17 protein-coding genes and 3 pseudogenes are annotated in these 23,602 nt (G+C 60.4%); 3 read left to right on the plus strand and 17 right to left on the minus strand.

Translation table 11 applies throughout. The annotated features are described in order from the left end of the window. Positions 1-85: 85 nt before the first annotated feature. From J2T23_RS14315 to J2T23_RS19945, 3 pseudogenes are all read right to left on the minus strand, one after another. A pseudogene (locus J2T23_RS14315) lies at positions 86-491 on the minus strand (helix-turn-helix domain-containing protein); the annotation flags it as partial. Positions 492-556: 65 nt separating this feature from the next. Then, positions 557-1,724 (minus strand): annotated as a pseudogene (locus J2T23_RS19940) (IS30 family transposase). A 154-nt stretch (positions 1,725-1,878) separates the two neighbouring features. Beyond that, positions 1,879-2,097 (minus strand): annotated as a pseudogene (locus tag J2T23_RS19945) (transposase family protein); the annotation flags it as partial. 214 nt (positions 2,098-2,311) lie between these two features. On the opposite strand from J2T23_RS19945, the gene J2T23_RS14330 reads away from it, so the two are divergent. Then, entirely contained in the window at positions 2,312-3,601 is a 1,290-nt protein-coding gene (locus tag J2T23_RS14330; protein WP_307360976.1) for an ISL3 family transposase, read from the plus strand. Positions 3,602-3,855: 254 nt separating this feature from the next. Here the strand turns inward: J2T23_RS14330 and J2T23_RS14335 are convergent, their stop codons facing one another. The 14 genes from J2T23_RS14335 to J2T23_RS14395 all read right to left on the minus strand — a co-directional run bounded on the left by J2T23_RS14335 (position 3,856) and on the right by J2T23_RS14395 (position 21,235). Continuing rightward, complete coding sequence (locus tag J2T23_RS14335) at positions 3,856-4,356, minus strand: glycosyltransferase family 4 protein (protein ID WP_307360979.1); 501 nt, start codon at positions 4,354-4,356, stop codon at positions 3,856-3,858. A gap of 536 nt (positions 4,357-4,892) precedes the next feature. Continuing rightward, the gene (locus J2T23_RS14340) at positions 4,893-5,765 is read right to left on the minus strand and encodes a glycosyltransferase (protein ID WP_307360981.1); all 873 of its coding nucleotides are present in this window, start codon (positions 5,763-5,765) and stop codon (positions 4,893-4,895) included. Next, on the minus strand, positions 5,762-7,012 hold the full coding sequence (locus J2T23_RS14345; protein ID WP_307360983.1) for a rhamnosyltransferase WsaF family glycosyltransferase: 1,251 nt from the start codon (positions 7,010-7,012) through the stop codon (positions 5,762-5,764). The genes J2T23_RS14340 and J2T23_RS14345 overlap by 4 nt, the downstream gene beginning before the upstream one ends. Continuing rightward, positions 7,009-8,112, minus strand: a complete 1,104-nt coding sequence (locus J2T23_RS14350) for a glycosyltransferase family 2 protein (RefSeq protein WP_307360985.1) — start codon at positions 8,110-8,112, stop codon at positions 7,009-7,011. Before J2T23_RS14350 ends, J2T23_RS14345 begins: the two co-directional genes overlap by 4 nt. Positions 8,113-8,115: 3 nt before the next feature. Next, positions 8,116-9,222: a DegT/DnrJ/EryC1/StrS family aminotransferase gene (locus tag J2T23_RS14355; protein WP_307360986.1), complete on the minus strand. Its 1,107-nt coding sequence runs from the start codon at positions 9,220-9,222 to the stop codon at positions 8,116-8,118. Further along, the gene (locus J2T23_RS14360; RefSeq protein WP_307360988.1) at positions 9,197-10,717 is read right to left on the minus strand and encodes a lipopolysaccharide biosynthesis protein; all 1,521 of its coding nucleotides are present in this window, start codon (positions 10,715-10,717) and stop codon (positions 9,197-9,199) included. Before J2T23_RS14360 ends, J2T23_RS14355 begins: the two co-directional genes overlap by 26 nt. Then, positions 10,714-11,796, minus strand: coding sequence for a glycosyltransferase (locus J2T23_RS19895; protein WP_370871462.1), 1,083 nt, complete (start codon positions 11,794-11,796; stop codon positions 10,714-10,716). Before J2T23_RS19895 ends, J2T23_RS14360 begins: the two co-directional genes overlap by 4 nt. Further along, a complete protein-coding gene (locus J2T23_RS14365) occupies positions 11,793-12,836 on the minus strand; it encodes a glycosyltransferase family 2 protein (protein ID WP_307360991.1) in 1,044 nt (347 codons plus the stop codon). The genes J2T23_RS19895 and J2T23_RS14365 overlap by 4 nt, the downstream gene beginning before the upstream one ends. Beyond that, positions 12,833-13,492 (minus strand): acetyltransferase, encoded by a 660-nt coding sequence (locus tag J2T23_RS14370; protein WP_141158837.1) that lies wholly within the window; start codon positions 13,490-13,492, stop codon positions 12,833-12,835. The genes J2T23_RS14365 and J2T23_RS14370 overlap by 4 nt, the downstream gene beginning before the upstream one ends. Then, positions 13,489-14,655 carry a DegT/DnrJ/EryC1/StrS family aminotransferase gene (locus J2T23_RS14375; protein WP_307360993.1) on the minus strand — a complete coding sequence of 389 codons (1,167 nt, stop codon included), beginning with the start codon at positions 14,653-14,655 and terminating at the stop codon, positions 13,489-13,491. Before J2T23_RS14375 ends, J2T23_RS14370 begins: the two co-directional genes overlap by 4 nt. After that, entirely contained in the window at positions 14,652-15,647 is a 996-nt protein-coding gene (locus J2T23_RS14380; protein WP_307360996.1) for an NAD-dependent epimerase/dehydratase family protein, read from the minus strand. Before J2T23_RS14380 ends, J2T23_RS14375 begins: the two co-directional genes overlap by 4 nt. Continuing rightward, positions 15,644-16,768 (minus strand): Gfo/Idh/MocA family protein, encoded by a 1,125-nt coding sequence (locus tag J2T23_RS14385; RefSeq protein ID WP_141158840.1) that lies wholly within the window; start codon positions 16,766-16,768, stop codon positions 15,644-15,646. Before J2T23_RS14385 ends, J2T23_RS14380 begins: the two co-directional genes overlap by 4 nt. Positions 16,769-16,796: 28 nt before the next feature. Further along, positions 16,797-18,392, minus strand: coding sequence for a sugar transferase (locus tag J2T23_RS14390; protein WP_307360999.1), 1,596 nt, complete (start codon positions 18,390-18,392; stop codon positions 16,797-16,799). Positions 18,393-18,547: 155 nt separating this feature from the next. Next, positions 18,548-21,235 carry a helix-turn-helix transcriptional regulator gene (locus tag J2T23_RS14395; protein WP_307361002.1) on the minus strand — a complete coding sequence of 896 codons (2,688 nt, stop codon included), beginning with the start codon at positions 21,233-21,235 and terminating at the stop codon, positions 18,548-18,550. A gap of 550 nt (positions 21,236-21,785) precedes the next feature. Here J2T23_RS14395 and J2T23_RS14400 point away from each other — a divergent pair. Beyond that, positions 21,786-22,598: a glycosyltransferase family 2 protein gene (locus J2T23_RS14400; protein ID WP_141182830.1), complete on the plus strand. Its 813-nt coding sequence runs from the start codon at positions 21,786-21,788 to the stop codon at positions 22,596-22,598. A 4-nt stretch (positions 22,599-22,602) separates the two neighbouring features. Next, on the plus strand, positions 22,603-23,589 hold the full coding sequence (locus J2T23_RS14405; protein WP_307361006.1) for a glycosyltransferase family 2 protein: 987 nt from the start codon (positions 22,603-22,605) through the stop codon (positions 23,587-23,589). Positions 23,590-23,602: the final 13 nt, after the last annotated feature.

Raw genomic sequence — 23,602 nt, forward strand, 5'->3', positions numbered from 1 at the left:
GAAGACCTCTTAGTCGTTGGCTGTGTGTGGTAACCACCAACCTAAGAGGTCTTCACCTATTCACCATGTAACCAACGTCCTGACTCAGTACACCTAGGAGTTGTCCGGTGTCGAGATCGACGATGGTCGTCATCCACGGTTCGTAGCGTTTCCAGGCCTTGGTGGCAGGGTCGTGGAAGAACCGCACGGACCGGTAGCGGTGTTCATCGATGCCGAGCATCCGCGGTGCCAGGGCGTCGACATTGGGCAGCGTCAGCGCCGCGGAGTCCAAGGCTCGCTGGACCAGCCACCAGGAGACACCGAACGAGGAGGCGGCCTCGGTGGCTGCCCGTCCGGATCCGATGACGGCGGCCACGAGGGCGTCGCGGAGTCGGCGGGTGGACCGTGCCCGGCCCGGGACTTTGGGCGGTTTCCTCGGTGAATGTCCTGCGCGGGCACAGGTACTCGTCGCAGAAGAATCTCCGCTTGGCCCAGACCACTTCGACCGGGCCTGTCGGTGACGGTCGAAAACTGAGCCATTGTGACGGCGGCGGAGTTCAGCGGTCGTTGCAACAATTTATGGTTCGGTGGGTGGTGAGGCCAGTCTAATGAGGTGCTCCATGGGGGTCTGCCATCCGAGGATTTGGCGTGGTCGCTGGTTGAGTTCGGCGGCGACAGCACTGAGGTGTTCGCGTCTATGGACGCTGAGGTCTGTCCCTTTTGGAAAGTATTGGCGGAGCAATGGACCAGTCCAGCAAGCCATTGGTGTTCTCGTTCGATCCGCGTTGCCACTGGCTTGCGGGGTCGCAGAAGAACACCGGGATGAGTGTTTGTTGCGTGAAGTCCTGGTGGCAAGCCATTTCAGTGCCCTGATCCCATGTCAGGGATCGGCTTAGATGAGCCGGGAGCGGTCGCATGGCTTCTGTCAATCGATCCCGCACGTTCTCAGCTCCGCGATTACCTGCCAGGTGCACGAGGATGATGAAGCGGGTGGTCCGTTCGACCAGTGTGGCGATGGCGGACCGGCCGCCTCTTCCAATGATTAGGTCGCCTTCCCAAATGCCCTGGTACTAATCTGCCGGTCACCTCTGCAGGCCTGTCTCGGATCATCACTATGTCCGGGAAGCGCTTGGTCCGGTGCTCCTTCCGACGACGGGGCCGACGGCCCGTCCGTCCGCTGCGCAGGGAGACTGCGGGATCTACGGCCAATTCCAAACATCCACGCCCATACAGGGCCTGGTAGACGCTCTCCGGAACCACGTGCATTTCCGGTCTTCCGGGGAACTCCGTGCGCAGGCGGTTGCTGATCTGGCGGGGACTCCAACGTTGCTTCAGGTGTTTGCGCACGAATTCCCGCAGCTCCGGGTGGGCGGCGATCTTCCAGGTCCGTTGGCGGCTCCGTCTACTTTCGGCAGTGCGCTGGGCCGTCCGCGGGCGGTAGTTGCCAGACGGTTGTGGATATTCCGGCGGATCTCTCGGCTCACGGTCGACGGACTCCGGCCCAGTTCCGCAGCGATAGTGCGGACGCTTCGCCCGGCATGCAGGAGGTCCGCGATCGTGATTCGTTCTGCCTCGGAGAGAAATCGGGACGAGATCACGACCGGCCTTTGATGCGAGATCGGAGCGACCCTCTTGATGTCTCCGGACTTCAAAACAACGGAGTGGCCGTGGCGGCACCGAGTGGCTGAACTCCGGCTGATTCCCACAATCCGACAAGCCTCAGAGTTGCCCATTCCCTGTTTCATCAGCTGATCATAGTGAGCCCGTGCAGCGTTTTTCGGAGGGGCGCCCCGCGATCTTCTTGGTCTTTTCAACTCTGCTAACTGCAACTCCTAAAAGCTCAGGTGTTGCAACGACCACTGCCAAGCCCGCGAAACGGCTCACTTTTCGACCATCGCTGACAGGGCCAGCGACGGGGATGTCTCGCAGGCGTTGGGGCCGTCGGGAATGAACGCGGGTGCTGATCACTCCACACGAGGGGCAGCCGGCCAAGGCCGTGGTTTCGATACTGACCCGGCGCTGCCCGAAGGCAAGGACCTCAGTATCGGTGACTCGGTAATCGGGCAGGTTGAAAATGGCGGTGGCAGTATCGGGGCGCGGGGAAGTAGGCGCGATCAAGGCTCGTAGCTCCTGACTTGATGAATGCGTAGAGAACATCCATCACAGCAGGGCTACGAACCCTTCAGCTTTCAAGACACGGAACCTGTTTCACCACCAAACGGGCTCTTCGCGGTTCGTGGGGAATGAGTTCGTGTCGTTGAAGTCAAAGGGGCCCGTGGCCCTGCTGGGATGAGTGTGTCTAAGCATTCAACCTGGAACAGGACCACGAGCCGTGATTGAGCCTACCGGGGTCGCAGCCGATGCTGCCACCATCCTCTTCAACCTGCCCGACTACCACGTCATTTCCACCTCCATCACCGCTGGCCGGCGGCAGGTCATCGTCGAAACTGACGAACTTCCTGGCTGCCCGAGCTGCGGGGTCATTGCCTCCCGCCGGAAGGAACGCCGCCTTCAGCGGCTCCGCGATATTCCCGTCGCCGGGCCGGTGGACGTGCTCTGGTCCAAGTACCGCTGGTACTGCGAGGAACCGGCGTGCGACCGGCTGTCGTTCTTTGAATCAACGCCCCAGGTCCCGCGCCGTTCCCGGTCCACGAGCCGGCTCAGGGACCAGCTCGTGGATGCCGTGATCCGCTCCGGGCGGCCCGTCTCTGAGACAGCTGCCGGCTTCGCCGTGTCCTGGTGGATGGTCCGTGCCGCCGTCACCGAAGCATGCCTGCTGAAGCTGCCGGACGTGGACAAACTCAGCCCGCGGATGCTGGGCATTGATGAGCATCGGTTCCGGTCCGTGCGCTATTTCCAGGACCCCGCAACGAAGGCGTGGACACGGTTCGAGCCGTGGATGACCACCATCGTGGATCTGGACACCGGCCAGGTCCTGGGCGTCGTGGACGGTCGTGACCACAAGGGCGTCGGGGAATGGCTGTTTGCCCGGCCTCTGGACTGGCGTCTGGCTGTGCAGGTTGTCGCGATCGACCCCTCGGCGGCGTTCAGGAAAGCGTTGCGGATGTGGCTTCCGCGTACCGCCGTCGCGGTCGACCACTTCCACCTGATCTCGCTGGCCAACCAGGCGATGACGGAGACGCGGCAGAACCTCTCGCAGCAGGTCAAGGGCCGACGCGGACGTGCCATCGACAAGGCCTGGGCCCACCGCATGCTCCTGCTGCGCGGCGGCGACACACTCAGCTGGCGGGCCGCTCTCCGGCTTGAGGAAGTCTTCGCCGTCGACGACCCGACCGGCACCCTCCGGGCGGTCTGGAAGGTCAAAGAACAGCTCCGGGTCCTGCTGCGCACCGGCTCCCTGGACGACGCCGCCGCAGCGAAAACAAAGCTCGAAGAACTGGTGAAGGCAGCAGCCAGGCCCGAGACGAACAGGCTCTACCGCACTGTCTGCCGGTGGTGGAAAGAGATCGAGGTGCTCATCATCACCGGGGCCACTACCGGAAAGGTCGAAGCCAACAACACGGCGATCAAGAACATCAAGCGAACCGCCCGTGGGTACCGCAATGCAGCCAATTACAAATCGGTTATTCTCTTGAGAAGTGCCGTCCGGACGGCGGCATGACACTCATCCCAGGGATCAATTTCCCCACGAACCGCGAAGAGCCACCAAACGCGAAGAGCCCGTAGATCTAAACCGGAATGCTTGGGCACGGCATTCTCCGAGCGCCGCTTGCGTGAAATTTCTGGTAAATCTAAGGCGTGCGTCTATTCTTCATCGACGTAACGATCCTGGGGCAGACCAGTTGATCGTGCCCACGACGAGCAGATCACGAGAGTGTTGACATACGGAGAATTTTGTATGCAAGCGGGTGCGAACTATTGTCGTAGAACTTCGGCCAGCGCGCGTGTCATCGTTGCCTCGGTGTGCGAGGCACGGACGTGCGCTGCTGCGGCAGCTCCCATTCGTTCTAAGAGGTGTTGCTGACTCAAAATATCGAGAATTGCATTGGCCAGGAAGGAACTCTGCCCCGGGGCTACCAGATAGCCTGTTTCCCCGTGCTTGACGTAGTCTTCTGCTCCTGGTGTTCCACTAAGAACCACTGGCCTGCCGCTGGACATCGCTTCAAGAACGGTGGTCATCCCAGAAACGTGAAGGTTCTGCTTGGTGGCCACTACAACTACGCTCGCCTCGCGATACAGGTCGCGAACCCTTGGACCGCTTAGCGAGGAGAAGACTTCAACACCAGGCGGTGCATCCAGATTGGATCGTGACTGTACTACCACCCGCGTACCCGGCAGATGTTGCAGCAACATCCGCAGGGCTTCGAAGAGTGTACGGGGATCACGGTCCCTGTCGTTTCCAAGACTCAAAATCATGGGTCGTTTCGGAATTGGGGATGCAGGGAAGAATGCCGGGTCTATGCCGAGAGGTATGAAATGGAGCCGATCTGCTTCCAGGCCCAACCAATCCTGCAGGATTGGCAACTGCCCTCTAGACAAGACCCAAATATCATCCAACCGCCGATAAACCCTCTTGAGTATTTCCGTGCGGAGAGAATTCCTCCCGGTAGCAACGGCATCGGTTACCCAAATTAGGCCTCCGACCAGTCGCTGATCACTTCTTCCGTGCCTTATTAGCATCGGCACGACGGACGATTCATCCCACGCGATAACTGAGCTCGACTTATTGGCGGTCTGTTGTCTCCAGAGGCGGGGGTCTGCAAGCCCTATCCACCTAGCTGGGTTGCGGCCGGCTCGCTGCACGACCTCCGGAAGGACTGATAACCCATGTTCGCCCAGCCGTTCGAGGCCATACGGAAACTTTCCTGGGACTTCCCCATGGGCATGGCGGACAACCCAGCGGGACGGATCAAGCTCGGACGTATATACCACGTGAGCGTTTCGAAGGGTGGTCATGAGAATGAACCACCAGACTGACTCGGATGAAATGCACGCAATACCTTAACCGCTTCTATAACGCGTGCCGGCTTGCGCATGAACCGAATGGCGATACGACCCAGGCCGCCGAGAAAGCCCAAAGATAGATCTAGGAAACCATCTTGGAAGGAGAGCTCGCACTCAAAATGTCGGGAAATGGTTGTCCCAGGGATACGGAGGCCGACAACCTCATTCAATATGTTTCCTCCGTGCACGACTTGCAACCACATTGGGTGCGAGGTGCGGATGTTGCGTATAGTTCCCTTCTCCTGCACCCTATAGTGGTGGGTCACGAAGACAGTTGACGGCGCACTGCTGTCCGGGCGCTCAATTAGACTGATAAAGGGGTTTTTTGTATAAGGCCGAAGGTAGGTTTTCCGCTGTGCGAACTGGGCGCCGTGAACTAAATTGATGAACTCGAACGCCTGGTTTGTAAAGCACGACTGTATGACTTCGACAAAATCCCGGGCAACCGCATCATCATTATCCACGCGAGTCGTGATTATATAAGGGCGCCCCGTTCGAGACGCAATAGCGGAGGAGACATAAGCGCAATCGAATGCCCCATCCACCAGTACCATTTCAAATGTCTCAACGGCTAGGGATTCCATTTCGGCTAAAAACCACAATGGGCTCTTAGAGTCAACAAACACAAGCCACTCGAACTCCTTTTCTGACTGGCGTGAAAGGCTCGGAATACAAAACTTCTTAAACAAGGCCAACCGGTCAATTAACCACGCATCCGAGGGCTCAGTTAAATGGTATGAGTTCCTAACATTAAACCGTGTGAGAACAAAGTGAGCGAACATGTGACACCTTTTCTCGAGCGTCTCATTTTCTTGAGTCATGGTGACCCTTTCATGGATTCCACCTCAGTCTGACCTTCCCTGCAGGTTGCCTCGATCGCGGTCGCCACGAGATCTTGCGTATGCTGCCAGCCCTTCCGAACACTGCGAGCCATATTCGTGCGTTCAGTGTTCGACAACGGGGAGCACACGGCCGTAGACAGGGCGCTGGCGATACCCGTCGGAGTTGGAGGACCCCAAATAATGTGGCTGTTCGTGGCATCAACGCTGGCGAGGGATGAAGCATTTACAACTACGCGAGCTCCACTGGCCAGCATTTCTTCCGCAACAAGAGAGATATTGGTGTATGACATGGCCAGCCCTGCCAAGCAGCGGTTGTAAAGCCTATTCAATTCTAAGGGGGATAGATGACCAGCATGGTGGTGGGGGAAATCTAGATCGGATACCCTATCTCCATAAACCGTGATCAGTTGCTCTGGGTGGCGAAAGTTGAATTCCTTCAGTGCAAGCCTGGCGGTTAGGTATCCTCGTCGGTCCGTTTCGGGTCGCGCAAAGAATGCTATTCCGTTCCTATGACCGTGGTTTTCGAGCTTGTAGGTATCAACGTCACAGCCGAAAGGGACAGTGACCGGCGTTACGCCTGCTTCGCGCCTAAGTAGCGCGGTGGTCATGTTGCCTAGCGCAATGTGCTGAAAGCCAAATCTGTACGTATCTTCAGCCAACGCGTACATGCTCCCACGCGGGTAGAAGTAGGGCTCGTAATCTTGAACGAAATACAACCGCCTGCTTATCGCTGCACCGCGAGCAGCGAGTACATGGGCAGTCTCCCACGAGCTTGCCACGCATGCGTGGTACCCAATTATTTGGTCAGGAACAACTGCTATGTTTGCAGAAAGCTCCGGCCAGTACTGCCGAATCAGGGAAATGTATTTTTGGGGATCGGAGCCGTGACGGTTGTACAGCAGGATGGTGCATCTGTGCCCGCGCTTCTCCATGCCGTGAACCATCCTGAACAAGGTGGTATGGCCTCCGCTGCCTGGACTCGGCGGAGTACATATCCAGGCAAGATCGAGTACGTCCGTGGCTTTGGTGATGGATTTTATTGCTGATGGCATCGCCAGAGAATCTGAGATATCCCGCTCAAGCAGGGGGAAGTCCAGTTGCTCCAAGCTGAAGTCTCTGCTCAATTCACGCACCAGCCGGCGCGCCAGGCGCTTGCCGAGATCGGGGCGCCTCAGCACCGTGAAAGGAGCCATGAAATTAACGGATTCTGCCTTTGCTCGTGTCACCTGACATACACTCCATTCCTGCGCCAACAGTGCCAGTGGAGTTCTTGTCTGAGCCGCCCAGTGGCCCGTCGACGGATTGAGGAAAGCTGCCGTAAAAGGCCACTGCGTGGCGAGTTGTTGCCGGCGAGGTGCTGCCATTCAGGCGAGTTAGTTATCTCTGGGCAAACTTCCTTCGCAAAGCTCAGGTAACTCCTAAATAGGCCTTGATCGTGTTGGCCGCGATCGACTTCAAGACGCGCCACTTGTAAGACTTCAGCAACCAGCGTGTCTTTGGCGATTTGCAGTAACTCCACGGATCCAGGAATTTCGTGCTCCGAATTTAGGAAGAGCGTCTCAAAGGCCTTCAGACGTTCTCCAAGGTCGGTTACTCCATCCACTTCTCGTGCGGACATGCTCTCATCATGTTCACGGTGCAGTGCCTGGTCCGCCCCTCGCACGTAGCCGACGTCTGCGAAAGCTGAAAGGCGCAGCCAGAGTTCCATATCATGGGCATGGCGCAGTGGGGCCTGGTAGCCGATTTCGCGAACTACGGCCGTACGCATAAGAACTTCGGGCGAAGTGATAACGTTCTTGCCAGAATTGCAGGCGAGCTCAAGCCATGTACGACCAGGCCAAATCGTCCAACCTTTGGTCTTGGCACGGGTCACGCGCGGGAGTTCCCCTTTAAAATGTAGGGGATGGCCGTAGACCAGACCAACGCTCTTGAATGTTTGGGCAAGAAGCGTGGCGCGGGAAAGTGATCCGGGGGTCAAGAGGTCATCTGCGTCCAGACGGACCAAGAACTCGCCAGCAGCTTCCCTAGCACCGATATTGAAACTTTCTACAGCTCCGACATTACTGGGGTTAGAGATAACACGGACATTCTTATTCGTTGCAGCGAAGGTGCTGGCGGTATGTAAGCTGCCGTCGGTGGAGGAATCATCGACAATGATCACCTCCAATTTCACGTCGGCCTGCTTCAAGCAGCTCGATATCGAGTCGGAAAGGTATCGACCATAGTTGTAGCAAGTTATAACGACAGTAACAGTCGGCGTGTAGGGACGCGTGAATGCGGGCTTTGCATTCACTTTTTGCTTTATTCTCTCAGTACACAGATCCATGGCTTACTTGCCTACCGCACCGATGAGAGCCTCAGCTACTCGCTCTTGTTGGACCAAAGTTAGACCAGGGAATAGCGGCAAGGAAATAATTTCGTTGCAGGCAGCTTCGGCCTCCGGAAAACTGCCTCGGCGGTAGTTCAGGAACGAGTAGGCTGGAAGCAGATGAATGGGTAGTGGATAGTGAACGCCGGCCTCTATGCCCTTGGCTTTCAGCTCGCGCAGCACTCGGTCGCGTTCCTTCACTCGTACAACATAGAGATGGAAGACATGCTCATTGCCCACCAAGGTTCGTGGCAGTTTGATGTTGTCGACGCTGCCGAGCAACTCGTCGTAAGTTTCGGCGGCCTTGCGGCGTTGTTGGTTCCACACGTCGAGCCATGCCAGCTTGGCGTTTAGTACCACCGCCTGGAGTGTGTCCAAACGGGAATTGAAGCCCAGTTCGATGTGTTCGTAGCGATGTTCCCCTCCATGGTTGCGAAGTCTTCGCAAGCGCGCGGCAACCCCTTCTGAGTTGGTTGTTATCGCACCTGCATCACCGTATGCGCCCAGGTTCTTACCTGGATAGAAACTAGTTGCAGCTGCTGTAGCGAGTCCACCGACCCTCCTTCCGTGTCTGCGCGCACCTTGGGCCTGGGCCATGTCCTCAATCAGGATTGTCTTTTCGGGTAAAGCGCTTCTGATGGTCTCCATCGGTGCTGCCTGACCGAACAGGTGCACGCCGATCGCTGCCTTGGTCTTCACAGTCACAGCACGGTCAGTTGTTACGGGACCGAGCAGAAATTCTTGCTCGCAATCCGCCAAAACGAGCGTTGCTCCGGTGCGAAGAACTGCGGCGGCTGTTGCGACAAAGGTATTCGCGGGCACAAGTACCTCATCACCTCGCCCGACTCCGACCGCACGAAGTGCCAACTCAACCGCATCCGTACCATTTGCTACGCCAGCGGCGAACCGGGCGCCGCAATAATCGGACCACCTCTGTTCAAACTCTGCCACCTGAACACCGGCAATGAAGGCGCTTGCCTCAATGACTTCTTCAAAGCCCACGCGAATTGTTTCAGCAACTTTCTGCTGTTGCTCGTACAAATCAAGGAGCGGAACTGGTTGAATCATATTTCCTGTCCTCAAACTCTTTCTTGTCTGCCTTGGAACCACTTACAAACAGCCGGCCACTTTCACGAAGCAGTCGACGACCCCAGTTGGCCAAAATCCCCACATAGAGTGCAGTGCCAGCGCAGCCCCCACCGATCAGTGCGCCTAAAGGGTCTGTGCTGCTTGAAGAAACCGCGGCAGCGACCAGGCCGGCCGCAACGGCGGCCAACAGCGGAGGTACTGTTGGTGTAAAGATGCTGATCGCGCTTATTCCCGTTCCGCGCTGTACGTTCCAAAGCGTTAATGGCAGGATTACGATCAATGACACTCCGACATTTGCTATAGCCGCACCTACTGCTCCCGCAACATTGACGGATAGGAACACCGCAGGTGTAAGTGCAGCCAGCCAAGTTACCTGAATCCAAAAAAGGCGCTTTGGAGCATTACAGGCGATAAGTACAACTGTATATAGGGCGATTAAAACTCGAACGCTACCGAATATTGCGAAAAATGCAAGAATCAAGCCTGCCCCCTCCCATTTTGGTCCATAGAGGGCGCTTACTAGTGGATTAGCTAATGCCACGCACATGGTAGTGATGTAAAAAAAGGCGGCTGATGTCACTCGCGAAGCATTATTTAGGTAAATGCTAAGGGACATCTTGTCCTTGTGAATGCGCGAGAAGACGGGTAGTCCCAAAGAGTCGATCAGCCCCGAAAATAGGCCGAGCGGCCAATTGGTGATGTTATTGGCGAGCGTGTAACTCCCAAGGGAGGTGGCCCCTGACAGTTTCCCCAACACGATGGTGGACACGCTTGAAATCGTGTAGCCCACTAGGCTTGAACTGACGAGGGGAAGACCGAAGAAGAGCAACTTCCTTGCTTGTTGGAGGTTAAACCCAGGCCAATACCGATGTCGTGAAAGAACGTGCAACATGATTACAGTTGCCACCTGGCCCGCGACGCGCGACCAGGCGAACGCGAGGACGCCCCAACCCGATAGGGCCAATATAATCAGTAAGGTATTTGCCACCGCGAAGTTTGCGATGTCGATAAAGAATCGGCGTCCTTGCAAAAAGTCGCGTGTCAGAAGAGCTGACGGGACAGCATTCGGACCTGCTAGCAGAACTACCAGTGACAGTATTTCTATAGCTTTAGCAGTTTCTGGCGAGCCAAGAGAAGTTGCGATAGCAGGGGCAGTCCCATACATAAGAATAGCCAGGGCGCCGCTGCTAATTATGGACAGCGTAACTGCGGTCGGTGCCACTTCTTTAATATCATCGTGTTCGCGAATCACGGCCGTACCAACGCCGAGTTCACTGATATTTATGACAACGGAGAATACGACTAGGGCGACGGCAAAGATACCGAAATCATGCGGAGAAAGTATCCTGGCCACCAGAATTCCGATGACAAACTGTGAACTCTTGGCGATGATGTTTGCAATAGTCAACCATGCAAGCGAACGCCTGACGGCACCTGCTGGGATACTCGCAGCAGTACTGCCTTCGGCGCTCATGAACCAGTCCACTTCTGCCGAGCGACCAGCCACCGGTCCTGTATTTCGAGGAACTTCTCGGTGGCGACATAAGGGGGGTAATGTCGGGCTGCCTCCGGGCCGCGAGAGATTCTGCGTTTGAGTGCCGAGAATTGTGACAGGTCTTTATACCAGGGCCATGTCCCGGCTGCAAAATCCACAAGGTCGCTAACCGGCCACTCTTCGGTAAGCCCCCATGTGTAGGCGCGGGATGCTGCCCGGAGAGCTTCGCGCGCCAAGGAGATTCGGGCCGTATCGTGGAGTTTCACTGACTGTTTACCCTGCATGTCGGCGAAGACGGCGTCAGCTGTCATCCGGCGCTGCCGGAGATCGACAAGCATTCCTTCAACGCTGCCTGAGCGAAAAACGTCTCGATGCATGTTGCCTGCGTGCCGTCTGTAATAGGCTGCCGGTGGGCCATGAAGGAATGCGACATCGCCTCGTGCGGCAGCCCTCATCCACAGGGCCATGTCCCCTGTATGAGGAAGGCTGGGATTGTATGGGCCAGCGCTTTCGTACATTTCCCGGCGCATAACCACTTCTGGAGACACTACGCAGTTCACCATTAGTCTGCTACGACGTTGCAGCCATCGGGGTCCGGACCAGATTCTAACTCGGCCTGATTTTTGAAATCTTGGCGCTTCGGGAAGCTGGTCACTAAACACCTGGACAGGGCCATAAGAAAAGCCCACCCTTGGTTTATTTTGCAGAATGTCTGTGGCCCGCTTCAGGCTCCCCGGAGCCAATGCATCATCTGCAGAAAGAAGAACGAGATAGTCACCCTCTACAAGGGAGAGACCCTGGTTATAAGTATGGATGTGACCTTTGTTGCTACCGTGAACAATGACGCGTACTCGCTCATCCCGTCGCGCATAGCTGGCCGCTATGTCTGAGCTTCCGTCAGAGGATGCATCGTCTACGACGAGGACCTGCAATTTGACACCGTCTTGCGAAAGAACTGAGTCAAGACACTGAGGAAGATACCTTGCGTAGTTATGACAGGGAACGACAATTCCGACTGATGCCAACTGTGTTGCGGCCGTTCTAAAGGTGGTGTTCATACTCCGAACCTCCGCCACCAGCGCCACGTCAGCGCATCCTGTATGCGGTACACGCGCTCCAGCGGATCGGGGCTTGAGCTACCTAGGTGGTCCATGCGCTCTCGCTGCCGGAACCCCTGCCAAAGTGCTGATTCGACGATTTTGGGCGATGTATCCAGAGCGAACGTTACATACGCGGAGCGGTCCGCCTCCTCAAGAGTGAAGTAGTTTCGCTTTGCATATAGGACGGCTTGCTGGGCCAGCCGCCGATGGGTTCTAGCCTGGAGGCTTTCGCCCTTTAGCTGGCTAAAGAGCCGTGAATCGCACGTCTCATAGAAGTCGTCAAAGGCGGCTAACCGCTGGCGTAGATCGGACAAGTACCCAGCAAAGGACGTTCGCAAGAGGCTGGCCGAGTGGACCCGGTAGTAGCCTTGATCGGCTCCCCGGATACGGGCAACGTCTGAGATGGCTGCAATGCGCAACCACAAGTTCAGATCATGGGCCGCAGGAACGTTGGCCCGGTGCCCACCAGTTCTGTGAAGCACACTTCTGCGAACCATCGTTTCCGGTTGCATAATGCAGTTGGTTGCCAATGTGCAACGGCGCCGGAGCCAGCGATGGCCGTTCCAAACGGAAAGGCCTGTCGAAACAGTGTTGGCAGCAGGAAGCTGATCCTCAAAGGTAAGTGGATTGCCATACACCATGCCTACTGTGGGGTAATCTCGAAGGACTTGGGCCCCCCTATGCAGCGCACCAGGTGTCAACATGTCGTCCGAATCCAACTTGACGACGAAATCTCCAGTCGTCCGCCGCAAGGCTTCATTGAATGTGGCGATATGCCCCTCGTTTTCCCGGTGCACAATAAGCTGGACTCGCGCGTCCTCATCGGCCAGCTTTTGCGCAACCTTGACGCTTTCGTCAGTCGAGGCATCGTCCACGATGATGACTTCGAGATCCACATGTCGTTGAGATAGCGCGCTGCGGACGCACGGCTCCAGATAGCGTGCGTAGTTGTACGAAGCAACTGCCACTGAAACACGTGGCAAAGCTGTTTTACTCATGACATCCCTCCAATCCGGAAGCTTTCGCCATCAATCTCGTGTGCCGGCACCCCAACCCACGTCTGCCCGTCAGGGACGTTGCTCAAGACAGCAGCCCCCATCCCCACGGTCGCGTATGCCCCCACCGAGGTCCGTTCGCGGACGCTGGCGTTCATGCCCAGGTATGCCGCCCGGCCGATCCGTACTCCGCCGCCCAGCGACACCCCCGCCGCGAACGTCGCAAAGTCCGCCACGTCGTCGTCGTGCGTGAATGTCACTGAAGGCATCGCAACCACGTGCGAACCCAGCGTGACCGAGGCAGTAAGCGTGACGTTGCGGAGCAGGATGCTGCCCCTGCCCACCCGGCACCCCTCCGGGCACAGGACCGAAGGGTCGATGGCGGTGGCGTAGCGCGCCTCGGTGAGCCCCAGCGCCGTCAGCCGCTCCACCACGGATTCACGCGCCCTGCCCGAACCGATGCACACCAGGATGAACGCGTGGGTGTATTTGGCGGCGTCATCGATGGTTCCCAGCACCGGGGCGCCGTCCACGCTGACACCCGCCATTTCCTTATCGTCATCGAGCAGGCCGACGACGTCGTACTGGCCGCTGCTGCGCACCATCGCCAGGACTTCACGGGCCAGGCCGCTGGCAGCTATCAGGATCAGCTCACTCATGTGCGCGTCCCCGCTGCCGAAGCCCGGATGGCACCGATGATCCTGTCCAGGCCGCCGTCGTCCAACTCGTGGTACACCGGCAGGATCAATGTCCTGTCATTGAGCCGCTCCGTGTGCTGCAGGAGGCCTCCGCCCGAGTCGCGCCACCGGTACGCGGGCTGCCGGTGCGCCGCCATGATGCCGCGCCGCGCAGAGATCCCGGCTTCCGCCAGCTTTTCGAGCAGCCCGTCCCGCGTGGTTCCGAAACTGGGCAGGACCTCCACCCAGAAGGACTGGAAGTTCGTTGTGCCGTAGGGCGGGTCGGACACCAAACGCAGGCCGGGCACCCCGGTGAGTCCGGCCACATACCGTGCCGCGATGTCCCGGCGACGTGCCAGCACGGCAGCCAGCCGGCCCAGTTGGACGATGCCGACGGCGGCCTGCAGGTCCGTCATCCGGTAGTTGAAACCAACCTCCAGGTAGTCCTCCGGCGGTGCCAGCAGGGATCCGTGCCGGTCCGCTGCGGAGACGCTCATGGAGTGCTCCCGCAGCGTCCTGGCCCGGGCAGCCCAGTCTGCCCGGTTGGTGGTGAGCATCCCGCCCTCCCCGGTGGTGAGGATCTTCCGTGGATGGAAGGACCACACCGCGACATCCGCGTCCACACCCACCGGCCGGCCCCTGTAAGTCGACCCCACGGCGCAGGCGGCGTCTTCGATCACGGTGATCTCGTGGCGGTCGCACAGGCTGCGGATTGGATCCATGTCCAGGGGCACGCCGCCCTGGTCCACCACAATCACGGCCCGTGTATCCAGGGTGAGTGCAGCATAGATGGTTTCCGCGGTCACGTTCCCGGTCACGGGGTCGACGTCGCAGAATACCGGCCGGGCACCGACGTAGGTGACGGCATTCGCCGTGGCGATGAAGGACAAGGACGGAACGACGACGTCGTCCCCGGGCCCGATCCCCGCCACCACCAAGGCGAGGTGAAGGGCGGTGGTGCAACTGGAGGTGGCCACGCCGTGCCGGACACCCTGGGATTCGGCGAAGCGGGACTCAAACTCCTTCACCTTGGGTCCCTGAGCCACCCAGCCGGATGCCACCACGTCGGCCAGGGCACGGGCTTCCTCGTCCCCAAGCCAAGGCTTCATCACGTTGATCCGGGCCAAGACCGGCTCGGCAGTCATCGGGCACCAACCGTGCGTGCAGCGGCAATCTCCTCGCGCAGCGGCATCCACCAGCTGACCAGTTGCCGGAGTCCTTCTTCGAGTTCCACCTCGGCCTTGAAGCCTAAATCGCGTGCGGCAGCGGACGTATCGGCAAGCCGCCGGGCCACGCCATTGACCTGCCGCTCCGGCCCATGCTCCACCTCAAGGCCGGAGCCCATGACCCGCAGCAGCGCCTGCGCCATCTCCAGCAAACTGGTTTCGGTGCCGCTGGCCACGTTGTAGATGCCCTCGCTGACGCCGCTGGCGGCCGCCAGGACGTTGGCCCGGGCCACGTCAGCGGTGTGGACGAAATCCATGGTCTGGAGGCCGTCGCCAAAAATCAGCGGCGGCTGGCCGTCCATGATCCGCTCCATCCACCGCACCAGGACCTCGGTGTACAGGCCGTGGACGTCCATCCGTGGCCCGTACACGTTGAAGTAGCGGAGCAGCACATAGTCCAGGCCGGCCATGGCGCGGAAGCTGCGGGCCATGCCTTCGTTGAACGACTTGGCTGCGCCATAGAAGGTGTCGTTATTGGCATGATGATGCCGTTCGGGAGTAGGGAATTCCTCGGCCATCCCGTACACGGAGGCACTCGATGCCGCCACCAGCTTGTCCACCTTGTGCTCCGCGGCGGCCTCCAGGACGTTGAACGTACCGTCCACCAGCACTTCCAGGGCCAACCGTGGTTCCTCGGCGCACTGGGTGATGCGGATTGCGGCCTGGTGGAACACCAGATCCTTGCCCCTGGTGAGGTCATGCACCAGGTCCCGGTCCTGGATGGCACCCCGAACCAGTTCGACCTGCCCGGTCGCCAAGGCGCCGGACAGGTTGTCCAGCCGGCCCCGGACCAGATTGTCCAGCACGTCGATCCGGCTGACCCCGACCTCAAGCAGGGAATCCACCAGGGTGGATCCGATGGTCCCGGCGCCGCCGGTCACCAGTACGGTGGCGCCTTCCAAGGCGCTCACCGTGCCCCCTCCATTCCGGTGCCGGTTCCTGCCATGGCGGAGCCTGCCACCGGTGCCGCCTGGCCATCCATCCCCAGGCTGCGGGTGACCGCCTCAAGGACTGACAGCACCCGCAGCCCGGAGCTGCCGCCTGTCCTGGCCTCCTGGCCGTGCCGGATGCAGGACGCAAGTTCCTGTACCACCAGGCTCAGGGCCTCCCGTTCCGGCAATGCGGGGGACCAGGTGTCGCCCAGGCGGTAGGAAACTGCGGTGGAGGCTTTCTCGCCCACCGATCTGGGCTGGCGGTCCAGGCTGACACCGCGGTCATAGACGCTGAGCCGCTGCTGCGGGTTGAGGTCGTCCCAGACCAGGGTGCGGAGGGACCCGCCAATAACCATCTGGCGGATTTTGGTGGGGCTCAGCCAGTTCACGTGGACGTGGGCGGTGGCATCATTGGGAAGCCGGAAATTCAGGTGCCCCACGCAGTCCCGGCCCGTGCCCAGCGGGTCCGCGCCGAACGCGGAAACCTCTGATGGATTCAGCCCGCCCGGCAGGACAAAGTCAAGGATGGCAAGGTCATGCGGCGCCAGGTCCCAGAAGACGTCCACATCAGGCTGGACGAGGCCCAGGTTGATCCGGGTGGAGTCCACGAACAGGATTTCCCCGAGCGAGCCGGACTGCACCAGTTCCTGCATCTTCAGGACGGCCGGCGTGTAGCAGTAGGTGTGGTCCGCCATCAGTACCAGCCCGTTTGCCCTGGCCTCGGCTACCATTTCCAGCCCGTGTTCCCTGCTGTCCGCCAGCGGCTTTTCCACCAGCACATGCTTGCCGGCGCGAAGCGCTGTCATCACCGCACCATGGTGGGTGCGGGCCGGCGTCGCAATGGCCACCGCATCCACTTCGCAAAAGTCCAGCAACTCATCCATGGACTCCACGCACGGGATGTCCCCGAGCGTGGCAGCCAGTTTCCGTGCGCGCTCAATGTCAAGGTCGCAGATTGCCACCAGGTCCCAGTCGGGACTGGCCTGCAGGTTGCGGGCCAGGTTTGGCCCCCAGTAGCCGGCACCGACGACGGCGATACGGAGTTTCCGCGCAGGCCGCGGTTGGTCAGGGGCGTGGGTGTGAGTGGCGAATACTCTCATGTGATTGACTTCCCATTTTGTGGTTGTGCTAGTAGGCGCCGGACGGCCTGACGACGGCCCGGAATGTCCGCCAAAGGATCAGCAGGTCTCCTGCAATGGACCAGTTTTCGACGTAGTAGAGGTCCAGCCGGACCGATTCCTCCCAGGAAAGATCCGAACGGCCGTTGACCTGCCAGAGGCCGGTGATGCCAGGCTTGATCAGGAGACGGCGGTGGGTGTGCCGTTCATACCCGCTGACTTCGCGGTCCAGCGGGGGCCGCGGGCCCACCATGCTCATGTTCCCCAGGACCACGTTCCAGAGCTGCGGAAGTTCGTCCAGGGAGTACTTGCGCATCCAGCGTCCGCAGCGCGTGACCCTGGGGTCATCCTTCATTTTGAAGAGCACCCCGGAACCCTGGTTCTGTTGGTCCAGGGAAGCGAGCTGCGCCTCGGCGTCGGACACCATGGAGCGGAATTTGAACATTCCGAACACTTTGCCGTCCTTGCCAATCCGGTCCTGCCGGAAGAGGATGGGCCCGGGACTGTCCAGCCGGACCACCGCGGCCAGCACCAGGAGCACCGGCGAGAGCACCAGGAGCGCGGCCAGTGCGCCAATGACGTCCATGATCCGCTTCAAGGCGTGCTTTGCGCCGCTGTACTGCGGAATATCCACATGCATGAGGGGCAGCCCATCCACCGGGCGCCAGTGGATCCGCGGGCCGGCGACGTTGGTCAACGTGGCCGCCAGGATCAGCTCCGTGGAGGACTCCTCAAGTTTCCAGCCCAGCTCACGGATGAACTTGTTTCCCCCCGGCAGCGGACCGGCAACGATGACCGAGTCCGCGTCCACCAAGCGGACGGTCCGGGCGATTGCATCCGTCGACGAGAGCACCGGCACCAAGCAACCTTCCACCCGGAGCCCCGTTCCCTTCCGGGCCCCCGGAAGGCAGGCCCCCAGGATTTCGTATACCGCCCCTGACCGCCGGGACACTTGCTGTATGACGTACCTGACGTCCTCCGGTTCGCCAACCACAACGGCCCGCGAGAGGTGCCGGCCGTGAAGCTTTTCCGCCGCCAGCCGTTTGCGGAATACCCACCGGTTGGCGGTCAGTGCCACCAGTCCCACCGGCAGTGACACCGTGACGAACGCGGTTGCGCCGTGAACGGAGAACACCACCGCCGCGAGGGCCATCAGACCAAAAATACGCAGGGTGGCTGAAGCCACCCGCTTGTATTCGTCCGCGCCAATGCCGAGAACCTTGGGATCCCTGGTGTGGTACGCCTCCAGCGCCGCCAGCCAGATGACCGTGAGTGCTGCTGCCGCGGCCGCTGCGCCACCGTCCCTTGGACCTACAGGCGAGAAACCTTCCTCGGAGAGGAGGAAACCGGCGTATACGGCGCCCATGACCATGCCGGCGTCAGCGCCCCGCAGGAGATTGACGTGCCGGGAGATCCAGGCTGCGGTTGCCTTACGGGGCCGGGCTTTCCCTTCAAAACCAGTGGATGCAGCCGGCGGCAGCGGGAACCGGGTTCCTGCGGTGTCCGCTGCCGCCGGCTGCGGTGTTGCCACCCGCTGTGCAGCAGCGGGAGCAACGGGCCAGACAAAGGCAGCCTGCCGGGTTTTGGCTACTGGTATTTCCGCCATCGTGCCCCTTTCCAACACAGCTGCCTGTTCTCTGGCCGTGAAGCAAAACTAGCCCTGGACTGACGCGGTTGAGGGTGAATCGGGAAGGCCTTTGTGGGTACCTCAGTGCAAGGGTGTGGAAACTGCGGGTACCTGCAAATTGCAGGACTTTAGGCCTATAGGACGGGCAGGACGTAGGGTTCAGCGGCCGCGGATCCCTTGCCTGCGGCGAGTGCTGTCAACTGGGCCCTGGACTCAACGCCGAGCTTTCGGTAGATGGCGGTGAGGCGCACTTCGACCGTGCGCACGGAGACATACAAGGTGGCAGCAATTTCCTTGTTGCGCATGCCCCGTGCCACCATCTTCGCCAACGACCGCTCATGGTCCGCAAGCAACAGCATGGCCGGGTTGCCCTGCGGGCGTGCAGGCTCCATGCGTTCATCCAGGAGGAGGGCGTCCACATGCTGGGTCCACGCGTCCGCGCCGGCTTCGTCGAACATCACCTTGGCCCGCAACAACGCATCCCGTGCGTCCCGCAGCCTGCCAAAGGCGTGCAACCGCTCCGCATAGCAGGCAAGGGTCCTTGCCCTTTCAAGTGTGTGCCCGTTCCTGCTGTCCAGTGCCTGGCTGAAAAGCTGCAGTGACTGCTCGCCGTCCGCGAGAAGGGCACGGCTACGGGCCACAGCCATCATCAGCCACGGTGACCGGAGCCCCACCGAGCGGCTCTCAAGGCGCAGAAGTGCCTGCGTGGCCTCCTGGTGCCGGCCGAGCCGGACCAGTACTTCAACAAGGTCCGCCTCACAGCGCAGGAGCGTGGGGTTGCCGAACCGCATGCCGATTTCGGCGGCCCGGGACAACTGGGCAACGGACTCGGCCAGGTCGCCACGCAGCAGCGCGAACTGGCCTTGGCAGGCGGCAAGCTGTGCCGTAATGGCCGGGTGGCTGTCCGCACCCGCATAGCGAAGTGCCTCGGCGGCATACGCCCGGGCCTGGGCGTCGTCGCCGAGGGAATGTGCCCGCCAAACCCGGAAAAGGTGGCGCGTTCCGCGGTGGTACTTGAGTTCGGGCTCGGAAAGTTCAAGTTCGTCAATCAGCCGGACCGCCGCGCGCACGTTACCGGCACGGATTGCATTGTCCACTGCCATGAACGCTGCGGTTTCCTGCCAGTTAACGTGGCCTGGTTCGTCGGAACTCCTGAGCAGGGCGAAAGTTTCGTGGGCGCCTTCATAGTGTTCGGCGTAGGTGAGGGCCCTGCCATGCATCAAAAGCCCGGCGGCCCGGGCGGCGCCCGTTTGTTCCTGCCGCCGGCCAAGGCCGGCAGTTCCGCCGCCAATCGACTCAATCAATAGCTCGGCGCGCTCAGCGATGCCAAGGCAATGCGCCGACGCGGACCCGCGGAATTCTTTGCCGTGGCGCAGGAGCTCCGAGGCCTCCTCCAGTTCCCATCTCTCCGCATAGTACAAGGCGCCGATGGACAGCAGGCTCGCAGCGTAGGCCGGATCGTGCTGGCCAAATTCCTTCACCAGCCGGAGCACCATGCTGGAACGCACGGCAGCCCCTTGGGCGAACTGGATCTCAAAGGAGAGACCGGTCAACCGCAGGATCAGTGCGGGATTGCGCGTTACCCGCTGGGCCCACTCCAGGTACCGGCGGGCGTAAACAAACTCACCCCGGTTGAACAGCATTTCTGCAACGCTGGTCAGCCGGGCCGCCGTTTCCGCTTCCCAGGGGTTTATGGTGAGCGCCCGCTCGATGTACTCCACGGCAAAACTCACTTCACCGTTGCGAACCAGGTCAACGGCGTGACGGAGCAGCTGGAACGGGGTTTGCCGTTCCAGTGCGGTAAAACTCATGTGCCACCTGCGGGCATACGGATCGGTGTCACTTGCTGCTTCTGCCAGGGCCCGATGGTTGGCCGTGCGGACGGCCGGCGTCATGGCCGCGAAGACATATCCCCGCAGCATCTGGTCACCGATCCCCAGGTGGGGACCTGTTCGCTTCACCAGGCCGGCAGCCAGCAGTTCGTCAACGCTTGTCCACACGTCCCGGTCGATCTTCTCGATCGTCGAGATGTCGCTGCGGAAGGAAAGGGACAGGAGATCAAGCACGTTACGGGCGCCGGGGGTCAGACCGCCCACAACCGACGCGCACTCCGCGTCAAAGCTGCCCCCGGAGGGCAGCGGGACGGGCAGCGCATATTTGCCTGCGGTGTGCCTCTCCAGCAACCGGGTGTAAAGGTCGACGGCGGCGAGCGGGTTGCCGCCGGCGGCTGCGGCAACCGCGTGGGCAGCCGCCGTCGTGGTCCTCTTGGCGGGCATGCTCTCCAGCATCCGCACAGTGTCGCTGTAGCCCAGCGGACCGAGGCGCAGGGCAGCGAGCCCGCTGAAGGGGCTCTCGGGCAAGTCCTCCCGCATGCTGACAAAAAGGACGGTATCCGTACCCACCAAACGCCTGGCCACAAAGCCGATGACCGCCTGGCTGCTGGGATCCAGCTGGTCGACATCATCGAGCACGACGACGGTCCGCGATGACGAGCGCTGGTGCAGGCCGTTGAGCAGCATGCTTGAAACTGCCGGCACGCTCGTGGCGCCGGTGTTGTCGCGGAGCAGCTCGTCAGCGATCCGGTTCAGGACGGGATCGTCCATGTCATTCAAGAGTGCAGTAAGCCCGGACAGTGGCCAGTCCGATTCAGCGGCAGTGGCGGACAGGAAGACGGTGCGGTAATCGGAGAGCATGCGGATTGCCGACAAAAGGGCTGTTTTGCCTGTCCCTTTGCGGCCGATCACCGCCAGTGCAGTGTCCTTGGGCCCGCGAATAACTGAGAGGATGCGGTCCAGTTCTTTGCTTCGGCCAATAAGTGGCATGGTGTCCCCATTCGTCGAAGAAGGAGACCGCATTCTTGCACTGCCGGATCACGTCCCGGCCGTCCGCTCCCCAGTGCGGATTCTGCCGGTACCTGCGAATATAGCCCGCAACCAGCAGCCTTACCACAACGTTCCCGCTGGATTCCATCAAGATTGGCGCCTGCGCTTGGTCAAGGGACTCCGTGGCGAACGTTGCCCCATACCGGAAGGATGAACCCCCCGCCCTCCGATTCCCGCTCCAGGGCAATCCCCTATACCTAACGAAATCCGAAAACCCAGAGCCCCTTACTTGCCTAACAGGGGGTAAACGGTAGGTGAAAAGTGAGTACCTACTACTCGTGATACCTGCATTAGGTAGGGGATAGTCTTCCTGAAACGGCCAGAGGATTGGCGGTGGGTTGCTGGGGGACAGCGACCAGACCATGACCGGATTAAGCGTTGGTGCCGCCGGGTAACTCCCGGCGGCATTGTCAAGAATCCGAACTGTCATGAAGTGGTGAGGCAATTGTCAATTTCGCCCCAACTTCCAGCTCTTTTTTCCGAGCCGGGAATGTTATCTCCGCAAGCATCAATCAGCGTGATTATCCCTACGCTGAACGAAGAAAAGAACATACCTTGGGTTCTGCGCAGGATGCCATCCTACGTCGATGAGGTGATCATCGTGGACGGCCGCTCACAGGACAACACCGTTGAAGTGGCGAAGGCAGTACGCCCTGACGTGGTGGTGGTAAACGAAACCCGAAAGGGAAAGGGCGTGGCCCTTCGCGCCGGCTTCGCGGCGGCTTCCGGCGATATTATCGTGATGCTGGACGCTGACGGGAGCATGGATCCGCGGGAAATCGGCTGGTTCGTCGCACCGCTCCAGCACGATTTCGATTTCGTCAAAGGGTCCCGCCACGTCACCGGCGGCGGCTCCGAGGACCTCACCCGTTTGCGGAAGGCCGGCAACAGGGCCCTGACCGGACTCGCCAATGCTGTCCTGCACAGCAACTATTCGGACCTTTGCTATGGATACATCGCTTTCCGGCGGGAATGCCTGGAGGTGCTGGAACTGCAGTCCGACGGCTTCGAAATCGAGACCGAACTCATTGTCCGCGCTGCCAAGGCGGGCCTGCGGATCGCGGAAGTTCCCAGCCTGGAGCTGGACCGGATCTCGGGGGCATCCAACCTCCAGACGTTCCGCGACGGCTGGCGGGTCCTGCACACGCTGGCCCGTGAATGCACGGTGTGGGAAGCCCCAACCGCGGGCGCCCGCCCGGAGGCCCTCCGCCGCGTGAAATACACCTATTCAAATGTCCGCTTCCCGCGGCTGCCAGTGGATCCGCACAGCGTCCTCACGCCGGTGGTGAGCCAGCATGCTTGACCGCATGAAGCCCCTGTCCGTGACAGTGGTGATCTGCGCCTACACCTCCGAACGGTGGGGCATGCTGCTGGACGTCATTGAATCCGTGCGCAACCAGACCCTCACCCCTGACCAGGTCCTGGTTGTCATCGATCACAACCAGGACCTGCATGAAAAGCTCATCGAGATCGTCGACGACGTCACCATTGTGGAAAGCACCGGCCTGCCAGGCCTGTCAGGGGCCCGCAACACGGGCGTCGGGCTCGCTGAGTCCGACATCGTTGCGTTCCTTGACGACGACGCCGAGGCGGCACCGGACTGGCTTGAACGCCTGGTGGCGCTGTATGACGATCCCGACGTCCTGGCCGTGGGCGGGAAGGTTGTTCCACTGTGGGAAACCGGCAGGCCCGGTTACTTCGGGGAGGAACTGGACTGGATCGTGGGATGCAGCCACCGAGGGTTGCCCCGTGTGGCCTCCGAAGTCCGGAATGTCATCGGCGCAAATATGTCGTTCAGGCTTGAGGTGCTGCGCCAAGTGGGTGGGTTCAACCAAGCACTTGGCCGGAAGGGCACGTTGCCCCTCGGCTGCGAGGAGACCGAGATTTGCATCCGGTCAACAATGGGATCCCCCGGCGCCCGCATCGTTTACGAACCCGCGGCCCTCGTCAGGCACCATGTACCGGCCGAGAGGGGCAGCGTGCGCTACATGCTCTCACGGTCCTGGTCGGAAGGAATTTCCAAAGCACAGGTCAGCCACATCGTCGGGCAGAAGCGGGCCCTGGGGCCCGAACGGCGGTACGTCCGCAGCACCTTGCCGCGTGCGGTGTTCTCCGGAATCCGCGACTGGAGCCGGGGAGCCAATCCCCAGGGACTGGGCAGGGCAGGATCTGTCCTCGCCGTACTGGCCTTCACTTCCGCCGGCTACCTCCGTGGACGCCGGATTGCCCACGGGTCAACCACGCAACTGGCTGAGCTCGAGCTCCAGGGCGCACCATGGCGGCAGGTCCAGTGACACCCGGATAGGA

It is taken from the genome of Pseudarthrobacter niigatensis (assembly GCF_030812615.1).
GTDB classification, from domain to species: domain Bacteria; phylum Actinomycetota; class Actinomycetes; order Actinomycetales; family Micrococcaceae; genus Arthrobacter; species Arthrobacter niigatensis.